We start from the raw sequence: 12,915 nt of genomic DNA, 5'->3' as shown, positions 1-12,915 counted from the left end.
GCAACGAAATACACAGAATTTCTCCTTAATTAAATTGGGATAACCTGATGAATAAAACTCTGAACCAGTCAGCATTATCTTTTGCGGTCCTTGCCGTGATGAGCAGCCTTGCTCAAGCAAATCCAGACAATAGCACTGCAGATGCGACCCAGTTAAATACCATTGTGGTAACCGCTACCGGCTATGAACAGGACCTGTCCAAGGCGCCGGCGTCCATTACCGTGATTGATCAGGAAGAGCTGGAAAAGCGTGAATATAATGATATTACAGATGTACTTAGACATACTCCCGGCGTGGTGGTGTCCGGTTCTGGCTCGGCACAAACCATCAGCATTCGCGGTATGAGCTCGAATTACACCTTGTTTCTGGTCGATGGCAAACGTCAATACGGCCGTGATGTCAATCCAAATGGCGATGATGCCGGTTTTGAGAAAAATATTTTGCCGCCGGTCTCCGCGATTGAGCGAATTGAAATTATTCGTGGGCCGGCCTCAACACTGTATGGAACAGATGCGATGGGCGGGGTGGTGAATATTATTACCAAGAAAGTCAGTGACCGCTGGTCGGGCAGTGTCGAACTGGGCAGTGGCATTCAGGATCAGGGCAATGCCGGTGATATTCAAAATGGCTCGGTCTATCTGGCGGGTCCATTACTAGAGAACAAGCTTGGTTTACAGCTGTCGCTGAATAAGCAAAAACGTGAAGAAGATGCCTATGTTGGCGGTTTTCGCGGGACTGAACGGGAAAGCCTGAATAGCCGCTTGAGTTATATACTCAATGACAATCATGATCTGCAACTGGAAGCCAATTTTGTCCAGCAGGAATCGGAAACCACGGTGGGTAAAACGGTTGCACCGGCCAACAATGCCGCCGATTCCAGTTCACGTAATTATCGTCATGTTTATGCCTTAACCCATCATGGCCGTTATAGCGATCAGCTTGATAGTACCACCTATCTGCAGTATGAAAATTCTAAAAACCCCGATCGTGGTAATACCCAGTTGGGCACCAAAGGCATTGAACTGGATACCTGGACCTTTAATAACCAGTGGAACTGGTTGCTGGGCAATCATACACTGTCTTTTGGTGCGCATTATAAAGATGAGAAACTCACCGATAAGGCCACCAACCGTAATCCGAATGCGCCGGAGTTTAGTGAATTAACCCGCTGGTCGGCCGCGGCTTTTCTGGAAGATACCTGGCATTTGAGTGACCGTTTCGATTTAACCGCCGGGCTGCGCTATGACCATGACGAAAACTACAGTGGTCATGTTTCGCCGCGCTTATATGGCGTGTATAGCCTGAATGACCAATGGACCGTGAAAGGTGGGGTGTCAACCGGTTATAAACAGCCGGATATTCGTGCTGCCACGGAAGGCTTTTATAGCGTCACCGGCGGTGGTGGTTCACCGTTAGCCACCGGACGCGGCATTATTCGCGCCAATCCGGACCTAGACCCGGAATCGAGTCTGTCTTCAGAGCTGGGCGTGAACTGGCAAAATGACAGGGTCAAGGCGTCCTTAACCGCTTATGTCACTCAGTATAAAGACCGGATTACCGAAGTGCGTGCCTGCGAAACCGATACCGATGGCAGCTCGACCAACCGGGATAACTGGCAGGAGTGGAAATGTTTTGAAGGCGATACACCGTTTTATTTCATCAGTGAACGGATTAATGTCGATGAAGCTGAGTTAAAAGGTGTGGAAGCGACTCTGGAAGCCAGCCTGAGTGATTACACCACGCTCATGGCCAACTATACCTTTACCGATTCCGAATTTAAGACAGGTGAGTTCAAAGGCCAGCCTGTAAACCAGATGCCGGAGCATATGCTGAATATTACGGTCGATCATGAAATTAATGATGCCTTGAATATCTGGTCACGCCTGCATTATCGTTCAGAAACATCTGCCTATTTAAGCCGGACTTCTGTTGCCCAGCCAAATCCGGGTTATGAGTTTTTAGATGTGGGTCTGAACTATAAATTTACCCCAAATATCAGTGGTAAATTTGGCGTGTATAACCTGCTGGATGAAAAAGCTGAAGACCGTGATGGTGATCAGCTTCTAGATGGCCGCCGTTATGGCATTAACCTGATGGCCAAGTTCTAATCATCAACTGCTAAACATCTACGTTTCAATGATCAAGCAAGAAAAAGCCGCAATTGCGGCTTTTTTTGAGGCTTAGGTACGGGTGTCCAGAATTTTCTGTGCCGGCTCGGAATAATAAAACTTTTCTAGATAGAGCCGCGCACGTTCCCGTAAATACTGCTGCGACAGCATCTGCTGAATCACGGGGTTTAACAGCTGCTGTAATTCTTGCTGAATCAGGGCTTCATCAATATTCAGATCACGCAATAACAGGTCAAAAGTGCGTTCCTGATTACGGACATACCAGGCGTGTACCCCATCATGTAGCTGCTGTTTTAAATAATCACTCTGGCGCATAAAGTCCCAGATTTCATGGCCCAGCACTACAGTCTGTGGCAGGTCCTGTACTTCAATATAATTTTTTAAGACCGACAAAGGCAGGTCTTTAATCTTGTGCCAGATATTGGCCTGCAGATGATAGAGCTTGTCATCATCTAAATGCTGGTTCAGGACCGATTCACTCATCTGGCTAAGCTTTAAGATATTCTTTTGCAAATAGGCGCTGACTGCACTGTCTAAACTGGAATCGGTCACTGTTTCCAGTACCGATTTGCCCATTTTCATAAAACGCGACACGCCAGGCACGCTTTTGGCAATCAGTGAATTGTCCAGATAATCCTGAATCGAGTGCTGGATTAACTGGCTAATCATCGCAGAAAAGGCCGGATTACTGACCACGGTTTTAATCAGACGCTGACGATGACCACTTTTGCTGGCCACATACTGGGCAATTTTATCAATGGTCAGTACCGGAATGACATCGGCAATTTTGGCGCTGTCATTCACCGGATGCACTAGGGCAAAGCGGATGTGTTCTGCAATCTGTTCAATCAGAAAGGCGCTGGCCGGCGTGTCCAGAATCTGTTTTTGCAGCAGGGCATTCAGCTGTTCGCAGCTCCAGAGATCTTTCAGATGCTGCTTGCGGAACCAGTGATAAAAATGCAGAAATTCCTGCTGTACGGTTTCAGGCTGAGAAAACTCATGTGCTAAAAAGTCAAGATGAGCTTCAATCAACTGCTCAAGCATCGGGTTTTGCTGCATACAATCTCTGGAACTTAGTTTAAAGGAATCAGTTTATCAGCTAGCGGGTTTTTTAGGTTCTGTGTTTTGGCCAGGAAGGGTAAATAATGTTGTACCACCTGCTGTTCGGCTTCCAGCATTGGCACATGACCGACATTATTTAAAATGACCGGGGTTTCCGCGCGTTTAAACAGACCCTGTAATTCTTTGGCGACTTCAACATTAATAATTTTATCGTGCTTGCCCCAGAGAATCAGGGTCGGTGCTTCAATATTGCGGGTGAGGCGGGCAAAGCTGTCCGGGGTGTAAATCCGGTTTAGGGTCACCATCTGATCAATAAATTTTAAGGATTGACTGGCCCGTGAAATTAACAGTTTTTCTTGAGCAGATTTAAACTGCTCTGGTACTTTCGGCGGGTTTTGCATCAGCTGATGCGCAATATGGTCTAAATCGCCCGGCGCGGTGACCACCAGATTTTTCAGTAACAGCGGATCTTTGGTATAAGGCGTATTGGAGTGTTTATAAATACCGGCACTGTTCAGCAGGAACAGGCTTTGGGTATCAAACGGATATTGGGCTGCATAGACCGTTGCCACAGAGCCACCCAATGAGTGCCCGGCAATATTCAGCTTGTCGGCAATATTCAAGGTTTCTACCAGCTGACGCAATTGTGCGCTCATGCTTGGTACAGACAGGTCGAAATTGCCCGAACTCTGGGTTTCACCGGTATTGGGTAAATCGGGGATAATCACATGATAGGACGGGGTGAGAAATTTGGCCACCCGGTTCCAGTTGTCGCGGTGTCCGGCAAAGCCATGTAACAGCAAAATGGTTGGCCGATTAACATCGCCGCCTTCATTATAGCGCCAGGTAATATTGCCAATTTTCAAGCTTTTCGAGACCAGACCCGCCGCCTGGCGTTCAGTCTGATAATAATGCTGCACCACCTGCTGTTCAGGCGAGAGTTTGGCGGCAGAGCTGAGCAGAGGGGCAGACAGTGCCAGTGCCAGGACTGCCAGTCGTGGCCAAGACAAAAATCGCGAAGAATCCTGCTTCATTGACGATATCCCCAAGAATATTTTTTAAATAGGCGTCGGCTTGGCTTGTTTGAATTGTGTAAATTTTCGCCTTAAGTCGAATTGAAAATGCTGTTTCTGGTTATTGTAAGGGCTTTGCAGAAAATGTCACCTAGCTGTTTTTTGACCGGGTTGGTGTGCTGCTTTTGAAGTGTGATGTAAATCGCAATTACTTTAGGAAAATTTGAAAAAATTTATCTTATAAAAATTGATCAGCTATTTTTTTTGCAAGTGACTTTGTCCCGGCAGAGGATTAAAATGCTGAAAATTCAAAAACTGGTGGTAACAAGAATGCTCACAGCTCAAGAGGCTTTAGAACGTCTTAAACAAGGAAACCAACGTTTTGTTTCGGGCAATACCAATCATCCGAAACAACTAACCCACCATCAACGTGCAGAGATGGCCGAAGACCAGAATCCTTTTGCGATTGTGCTCGGTTGTTCTGATTCACGTGTACCTGCAGAAATGGTTTTTGATCAGGGACTCGGCGATCTGTTTGTGATTCGTGTGGCAGGGAATATTGTTGCGCCATCTCAGGTCGGCAGTGTTGAATTTGCGGCAGAGCGTTATGACTGCGCCGTGGTTGTGGTCTTGGGCCATAGTCACTGTGGCGCGATTCAGGCCACCATTGATACCTTGATGTGCCCGGACTGTCCACCATCTGCCAATCTGATGTCAATTGTGAACCGTGTTCGCCCGTCCGTAGAAACGCTGATGCAGACTGAACTGAAAAATGATTTGGCCAAGCTGTCGAAACATGCGGTTCGTTCCAATGTGTTTGCCTCAGTCAATCAGCTACGTCATGGTTCAGCAGTGTTAGAAAACCTGATTGAACAGGGGCAGCTGAAAGTCGTAGGTGCAGAATATTCATTAGAAACCGGTGAAGTAACTTTCTTTGATTTTTAATTGATTCTAAAAATAATCAAAAAGCGGGGATTGATGTCCCGCTTTTTTTATGGCTGAAATCCGGATCTTGAAAACCATCTCAGCGTTGAATCGGCTTTATTTTAATGCTGCCTGAATGAAGGGATAGGCATTTTTCAGCAAAATGGGCTGGGCTGCAGCCGTCGGATGGATCAGATCTTTTTGCATCAGGGTATTTTTACCGGCGACACCGTCTAGGAAGAAGGGCAGTAATTTGACCTGATAACGCTGGCTCACCACTTTGTAGTTATTTTCAAACGCCTTGCTGTAGGCGCTGCCATAATTGGGTGGCATTTTCATGCCAAATACAATCACCTTGGCTTTGGCCTGTTGACTGTGCTGAATCAGCCGCGCCAGATTATTTTGAATCAGCTGCGGTGGCTGACCACGCAAGCCATCATTACCGCCCAGTTCAATTACCACCACATGCGGCTTATGCGTTTGCAGTAATTTGGGCAAACGTGCCAGCGCGCCGCTGGTGGTTTCGCCACTCACACTTGCATTGACCACTTTATGCTGTTTCGGATACTGTTGCTCTAAACGTTTTTGTAACAGATGGACCCAGCCTTGTTGTGGTTGCAAACCGTAACCGGCGCTTAAGCTGTCACCCAGAATCATGATGGTTTTGGCAGACACCAGCATGGGCATGAAGGCAAGCCCCGCCACAGCGAAATAAGCAAAACAACTCATTTTGAAATTGCGAATGTGCATTTAAGGATACTATGACTCAATTCACTACAGATACCGCCATCATGCCACAAAGCATTATTTCTGCCCAACAATTGACACAAAAGATACAACTTGCACAAAAAACACTGACGATTTTTGAAAATTTAAATCTGGAGATCCGGGCGGGGGAACAGGTGGCGATTACCGGCCGTTCCGGTTCAGGCAAATCAACCTTATTGGGGATTCTGGCGACCTTGGATCAGGCCAGTGCCGGGCAGTTAACGGTCTGTGGTGAATCAATTCAGGAGCTGAATGAAGAACAGCGTGCGCTGGTGCGGCTGAAATATATTGGTTTCGTATTCCAGTCGTTCCAGTTATTGCCGCATTTAACCGCACTGGAAAATGTCATGCTGCCGCTACGCTTGCAACCGAATTTTAAATTTGCCGAGGCCGAACACAAGGCGCGTAATCTACTGAAAAAAGTCGGACTGGAACGGCAGGCAGAGCAGACCCCGAAAGTCCTGTCGGGTGGTGAGCAGCAACGGGTGGCGATTGCCCGGGCTTTAATCAGTGAGCCTAAAATCATTTTTGCCGATGAACCGACCGGGAATTTAGATGGCGAAACCGCCAAAGAAATTGAACAGCTGTTATTTCAACTGAACCGTGAACTGGGGACCACCTTGGTGCTGGTGACGCATGATCCGAAACTGGCGCAGCAATGTCAGCGCCATTTTGAACTCAGTCAGGGACAATTGCTGGAACACCCGGCAGGAGGATGAGATGAACCCGTTATTTCGTCCTTTACTGACCCAGAGTTTTAAAAGTACCGGTGTTTATCTGTTACTGATTGCGCTAATTCTGGCAATTAGTGCCACAACCGCGCTGAAATTCAGCAATGAGCAGATTCAAAATGCGGTGGCTTTGCAGGCGGCAGAAATGCTGGCCGGTGATCTGGTGCTGTCTGACAATAAACCGATTGCACCGCGCTGGGAAGCGGCAGCCGATGAATTGGCGCTAAAGCAGTCGCATGTTACGGTATTTAGCTCGATGGCACACACCGGCGATGAATTTGTGATGGTGAATGTCAAAGCCATTGATCAGGCCTTCCCGTTACGCGGTGAGCTGCGGGTTGCGCCCCAACCTGCTGCTGCCATTCAACCGGGCGAGGTCTGGGTTAGCCAGCGCGCGATGGAGCTGCTGAAAATTCAGGTGGGCGATACCTTAAATATTGCCGATGGCGCCTTTCAGGTCACGGCCAGCATCGAGCATGATTCCAATCAGGAACTGGGCTTTAGCGGTTTTTCACCGACGGTGATCATTGCCCAGCAAGATGTGGCGCGTACCAATGCCATTCAGGTCGGCAGCCGGATTAATTACCGCTTGCTGATGGCTGGTACACCCCAGCATACCCGCCAGTTCGAGCAGGATTTTAAACAGTATCAGGAGAGCTTGCCCAAGACTCAGGAAGTCGATGGGCAGAATATTAGCGAACCAGATGGGCTGCGCCTACGCAATGCCAGTGAAGGCAATACCCGCTTGATGCGTCCAATTGCCAATCTGGATACCTTTTTACAGCTGGCCAATATTCTCACCATTTTACTGTGCGGCATTGCCATTGCCCTAACCAGCCAGCGCTATGTACAGCAGAATCAGGATCATATTGCTTTAATGCGTTGCATTGGCGCGACCAAGAAGCAGATTCTGGGCGCTTATCTGACCTTGTTGGCGGTGGTGCTGTTACTGGCGATGCTGCTCGGTAGTGCGGTCGGCATTACGCTAGGCTATGGGCTGTTGCAATTGATGTTACAGCTGATTCCGCATTTGCAATTGCAGTTTTCCGCTGTCGAGATGCTGCTGGGGCCACTCCCGATTGCCATGCTGACCAGTGCCGTGGTACTGCTGGGCTTTATTTTGCCAAGTCTGTGGCAGCTGCTCAATACCCCACCAATCCGGGTGATTCGCCAGCAGGAAAAATCGGTTCAGTCGATGTTGTGGATGCTGCTGACCGGCACACTCAGCCTGATGCTGTTTAGTGTGGTGCTGACTGAAAATATCGTACTAACGCTATGGGTCATGGGCGCCATCATCCTGCTGTGCAGCGTACTCTATGCCGTAGTCTGGAGCTTCCTGAAACTGATCCGCAATTTAAAAAGCGGCATCTCGGCCTATGTGCGCACGCCGTATCAGACTGCATTTCAGATTACCGCACTGGCGCTGGGCCTTAGCCTGATTACCGTGCTGGCAGTATTACGTACCGATCTGCTGGATCGCTGGCAGCAGCAATTGCCGGAAGGTACGCCAAACCAGTTTGTCTATGGTTTACCACCGTTTGATATGCCAGAGTTTCAGGCGCAACTTGAACAGCAGGGCTGGCACAGTACGCCGCTGTACCCAAATGTGCGCGGGCGGCTGGTGGCCAAAAACGATCAGCCCTTTGCAGAAGCGCTAATCCAGCACAATAATTCGCTCCGACGTGAACTGAACCTGACCCAGGCCGAACGCTTTCCGGCCGATAACCTAATTGTGGCCGGACAGGAACAGTTTAGTCAGGTCGGGCAGGTTTCGGTTGAAGCCAATACTGCGCAAGAACTGGGCATTGAGATTGGCGATACGCTGACCTTTAGTTTGCCAGAAGGCTTGTTGCAGGCCAAAGTCATTAATCTGCGCAGCGTGGAATGGGAAAGCTTTAGTCCGAATTTCTTCTTTATTTTTTCACCGCAGACCATGGATGAAAATGCCGGCAGCTATCTGGGCAGTTTCTATGTGCCGGAGCAGGACCGGCCGGCACTGGTGCAGCTGATCCAGCAGTTTTCCAATACCGTATTTATTGATGTCAGTCTGATTCTGGAAGAGATTAAACGGATTGTGAATGTGTTGGTACAGATTATTACCATTCTGGCAGTGTTGGTGGCGGTCTCCGGGATTCTGGTGCTGATTGCCTGTTTAAACCTGCTGATGGATGAGCGGAAACGTGAAGTGGCCTTGCTGCGTTCTTTTGGTAGTTCCAAGCAGAAACTAAAACGGATGATGAGTCTGGAAATTGGCCTGATTGGCGGGATTGCCGGAGTGGTGGCCTGTCTGTTTGCCGAGGTGATTAGTGCGATTGCCAGTTACCGGATGGAACTGGCAATTCAGCCACACTGGGAAATCTGGCTAATCTTGCCGGTTGTAATGACTTTATTGTGTGCTTTAATTGGCCGTTATCGGCTTAGTTATTTATCTGATATTCCGCCTTTGCAAAGTCTGCGAGAGATGAATCAATAAGTTTCATCTCTGCATTAAAATGGTGGGGTATGCGTTACAGCTGCAATTGCTGGCGCATCATCGCGAGAATTTCCTGCCACAGCGGGGCAAGCATCTGTACCTGTTGCAGACAGTACTGATAAAACAGCCAGCTGATGATGGCGGCGCCGGTCAGCGCCAGCAGTGAAAACAGCGCTGACTTGTGCAGCTTCTGGCCGATGTACCAAAGTGCTGCCAAGGCTGCACCCATTACCATGCCGCCAATATGTGCGGCATTGTTAATTCCGCTAATCATAAAGCCCATAAACAGGTTCAGGCCCATCACCAGTAACAGGGTTTTCTTATCCAGCAGAAAACGCTGTTTCGGCAGGCGTGGCAATAATGATAAAACCGTCAGGGAAGCACCCAAACCCATCACCGCACCGGATGCACCAGCGCTCACACTTGGCAGTAAATCCGGGCTGGTCAGGCCATGCGCGAGAATCTGTAAGGAATCCTGAATCTGTAAATAGCCACTGAGCAGGCTGCCCATCAGTCCGGCCAGTACATACAGGCCTAAAAAATACGGCCGGCCAAAAAGCTGTTCGGCCACGCTGCCAAAAATATACAGGGCCCACATATTCAGCATCAGGTGAATCATGCCAAAATGGAAAAACATGCTGCTGAACAGACGCTGCGGCTGTTCGAGAAAGGTCAGGGGAGCATAGTCGGCGCCCCAGAGAATCGCATCTCGGGTGCTGGGCTGGCTGGCATCGACACCGGTCAGGATTTGCCAGGCAAATACACCAATATTGAGGGCAATCAACAGGGCCGTCAGCCACCATAAATGCGTTTCGGGTTTATGGTGAATCAGCGGCGGTGAATATTCAGACATGCTATTTTTATACAATGATGATTTATTTCGTTATAAGCTTAACACGAAAAATTCACGCCTCAGGAGCCCCAAGCTGACATGAAAGCTTTTATTGTCCGTACCTTATTAATTCTTGTCAGTCTGTTTTTATTGATCCAGTTGTGGATTTTCTCGAGTCTGGCTTGGTGGCGAACCCAGCCAGTACAAAGTACCATGATGATGCGTCTGGACTACTGGTCAGATACTTCCCAGCCTATCCGGCATGAATGGCGTGACTATGACCAGATCAGTGAATATCTGAAAAAAGCCGTGGTCGCTGCCGAAGATGGCAAGTTTATGCAGCATCATGGCTTTGACTGGGAAGGTATTCAGCATGCACTAGAACGTAATAAAGATCAGGGTCAGGTGGTGGCTGGCGGTTCGACCATTTCCCAGCAGCTGGCGAAAAACCTGTTTTTATTTAACCAGCGTTCGTTTTTGCGTAAAGGTCAGGAAGCCATTGCCACTTGGATGATGGAACGCATGTGGAGCAAGCAGCGGATTCTGGAAGTGTATTTAAACTCGGTAGAGTTTGGCGACAATATTTACGGTATTGAGGCGGCGACCCAGCATTATTTTGGCAAGTCTTCACGCAGCCTCAGCCGTGAAGAAGCGATTTTTCTGGCTGCGATTTTACCGAATCCGAAATATTATCAGGACAACCGTTACGGTCGTGGTCTGGAACCGCGTAAGCGCATGATCCGTAAATACATGCGTTACAGCGAGATTCCTTGAGTTGTAAAATTGAAAAAAAGCCCACAGCAGTGGGCTTTTTTTATGAAATTGTCACAAAATTGAAGCATACTTATGAATAGTGAATACTTGAGAAAAAGTCATAGGGTGCATATGAATACGGCAGCGAGCGCGACCCCTGCGCAAATAGACTATACCTATAATGATCGATACATCAATCGTGAGCTTTCTATCCTCGATTTCCATTTGCGCGTGCTGGAGCAGGCAGTCGATCCTTTGCATCCGTTGCTGGAACGTATGAACTTTTTACTCATCTTTTCACGTAACTTAGATGAGTTTTTTGAAATTCGTGTTGCAGGGGTGATGGAACAGCTGGATTTGGGTAATGAAAGCCGTAGCCCGGATGGCTTGACTCCAAAACAGGTACTGGAGCAGATTTCCCAAACTGCCCACGCTGCCATTGAGCGCCAATACCGTATTTTAAACCAGGAAATTCTGCCTAAACTGCGTGAAGAAGATATCTGTTTCTTGCGCCGTGGTGAACTAACGCCAGCCCAATCGGCCTGGGTGAAAAAATATTTTCAGGAACAGGTGGCACCGGTCTTAACGCCAATCAGCCTGGACCCGGCTCATCCATTCCCGCGTCTGGTCAATAAAAGCCTGAACTTTATTGTGACGCTGGAAGGAAAAGATGCCTTCGGCCGTCAGATTGACCTGGCTGTGGTGCCAGCGCCGCGCTCTTTACCACGTGTGGTGCGTTTGCCAGATGAATTGACCGGTGGTAAAGAACATCACGTGATGCTGTCTGCAATTATTCATGAGCATGTATCGGACCTGTTCCCGGGCATGACTGCGACTGGCTGTTATCAGTTCCGTGTCACCCGTAATGCTGACTTGGCCTTAAACGAAGATGTCGAAGATCTGGCCAAAGCGCTGAAAGGCGAGCTGAACTCCCGCCGTTTTGGCCGCGCGGTGCGTCTGGAAGTGACCCAGAACTGTCCGCAACCGATTTATGAATATCTACTAAATGAGTTTGATCTGCATGAAGACCAGCTCTATAAAGTGGATGGTCCAGTGAATCTGGCGCGTTTATTGTCTAACTTTAAACGTCCGCATTTACGTTATGATTCACATACGCCAGTGATTCCGAAAGTGTTGAAAAAGTCCGAGAATATTTTTTCGGCCATGCAAAAGCAGGATATCTTGCTGCATCATCCGTTTGAATCCTTTGCCCCGGTGATTAACCTGCTGCGTGAAGCGGCGCGTGACCCGCAGGTACTGGCAATTAAACAGACTTTGTACCGTAGTGGTGCCGATTCTGAAATCGTACAAGTCTTAGCGGAAGCGGCGCGTAATGGTAAAGAAGTGACCGCGGTCATTGAGCTGCGTGCGCGTTTTGATGAAGAATCCAATATTGCCGTGGCCAACGTGCTGCAAGAAGCCGGCGCGGTGGTGGTCTATGGCATTGTCGGTTATAAAACCCATGCCAAAATGATTCTGGTGGTACGCCGTGAAAATAACAAGCTGGTGCGTTATGTGCATTTGGGTACCGGTAACTATCATGCCGGTAATGCGCGGATTTATACCGACTACGGCTTGCTGACTACAGACAAGGAACTCTGTGAAGATGTACACCGCATTTTCCAGGAACTGACCGGCATGGGCAAAATGGCCAAGCTGAAAAAGCTGCTGCATGCGCCGTTTACCCTACATACCCAGCTGATCAACTTTATTGATGATGAAATTGCCAATGCCAAAGCTGGCAAACCAGCGCAAATTATTGTGAAGGTGAATGCCTTAACCGAAATGCAGCTGATCAATAAACTGTATGAGGCTTCCCAGGCTGGCGTGCAGATTGACCTGATTATCCGTTCGATTTGCTGCCTGCGTCCGGGCTTGCCGGGGCTGTCGGAAAATATCCGGGTACGTTCCATTGTCGGCCGATTCCTGGAACATACCCGCGTGTATTACTTCAGCAATAATGGTGATGCGCGTATTTACTGTTCAAGTGCTGACTGGATGGACCGTAACCTGTTTAACCGGGTGGAAGCCTGCTTCCCGATTGAAGATCCGGCACTGAAAAAACGTATTTATCAGCAAGGTCTGCAAATTTATCTGCAAGATAACCAGCAGGCGTGGCTACTGCAGGGAGATGGTACCTGGATTCGTGCGCAGGCCGCAGAAGGTGAGCCGGCTTCCAATGCACAGCGCACCCTGATCGAGATGATTCAGTAAGCGAAGCAAGCCTGAC

10 protein-coding genes are annotated in these 12,915 nt (G+C 48.6%); 6 read left to right on the top strand and 4 right to left on the bottom strand.

The features are described from left to right. The first annotated feature begins 47 nt into the window (after positions 1-47). On the top strand, positions 48-2,108 hold the full coding sequence (locus F905_RS07930) for a TonB-dependent receptor domain-containing protein (RefSeq protein WP_005179416.1): 2,061 nt from the start codon (positions 48-50) through the stop codon (positions 2,106-2,108). Positions 2,109-2,180: 72 nt separating this feature from the next. Here F905_RS07930 and F905_RS07925 read toward each other — a convergent pair whose 3' ends face one another. Further along, a complete protein-coding gene (locus tag F905_RS07925; RefSeq protein ID WP_005179413.1) occupies positions 2,181-3,188 on the bottom strand; it encodes a hypothetical protein in 1,008 nt (335 codons plus the stop codon). A gap of 14 nt (positions 3,189-3,202) precedes the next feature. Further along, complete coding sequence (locus F905_RS07920) at positions 3,203-4,225, bottom strand: alpha/beta fold hydrolase (RefSeq protein ID WP_005179410.1); 1,023 nt, start codon at positions 4,223-4,225, stop codon at positions 3,203-3,205. 309 nt (positions 4,226-4,534) lie between these two features. On the opposite strand from F905_RS07920, the gene F905_RS07915 reads away from it, so the two are divergent. Then, positions 4,535-5,149, top strand: coding sequence for a carbonic anhydrase (locus F905_RS07915; protein ID WP_034598190.1), 615 nt, complete (start codon positions 4,535-4,537; stop codon positions 5,147-5,149). Between the two features lie 96 nt (positions 5,150-5,245). On the opposite strand, the gene F905_RS07910 is transcribed toward F905_RS07915, so the two are convergent. After that, positions 5,246-5,857, bottom strand: a complete 612-nt coding sequence (locus tag F905_RS07910; RefSeq protein WP_005179403.1) for an arylesterase — start codon at positions 5,855-5,857, stop codon at positions 5,246-5,248. 32 nt (positions 5,858-5,889) lie between these two features. Between F905_RS07910 and F905_RS07905 the strand changes: the two genes are divergently transcribed. After that, positions 5,890-6,615, top strand: coding sequence for an ABC transporter ATP-binding protein (locus tag F905_RS07905; RefSeq protein ID WP_005179393.1), 726 nt, complete (start codon positions 5,890-5,892; stop codon positions 6,613-6,615). A gap of 1 nt (position 6,616) precedes the next feature. After that, entirely contained in the window at positions 6,617-9,100 is a 2,484-nt protein-coding gene (locus F905_RS07900; protein WP_005179389.1) for an ABC transporter permease, read from the top strand. 34 nt (positions 9,101-9,134) lie between these two features. On the opposite strand, the gene F905_RS07895 is transcribed toward F905_RS07900, so the two are convergent. Beyond that, positions 9,135-9,953: a rhomboid family intramembrane serine protease gene (locus F905_RS07895; RefSeq protein ID WP_005179386.1), complete on the bottom strand. Its 819-nt coding sequence runs from the start codon at positions 9,951-9,953 to the stop codon at positions 9,135-9,137. Positions 9,954-10,031: 78 nt separating this feature from the next. On the opposite strand from F905_RS07895, the gene mtgA reads away from it, so the two are divergent. Together mtgA and ppk1 are read left to right on the top strand one after the other, a co-directional pair. Beyond that, positions 10,032-10,706, top strand: coding sequence for a monofunctional biosynthetic peptidoglycan transglycosylase (mtgA, locus tag F905_RS07890; RefSeq protein WP_005179383.1), 675 nt, complete (start codon positions 10,032-10,034; stop codon positions 10,704-10,706). 111 nt (positions 10,707-10,817) lie between these two features. After that, positions 10,818-12,899, top strand: coding sequence for a polyphosphate kinase 1 (gene ppk1, locus F905_RS07885; protein ID WP_005179379.1), 2,082 nt, complete (start codon positions 10,818-10,820; stop codon positions 12,897-12,899). The last annotated feature ends 16 nt before the right edge of the window (positions 12,900-12,915 follow it).

The sequence above is a fragment of the Acinetobacter sp. CIP 53.82 genome, assembly GCF_000369465.1.
Lineage (GTDB): Bacteria > Pseudomonadota > Gammaproteobacteria > Pseudomonadales > Moraxellaceae > Acinetobacter > Acinetobacter indicus.
This window is presented reverse-complemented; position numbering and strand designations above follow the sequence as displayed.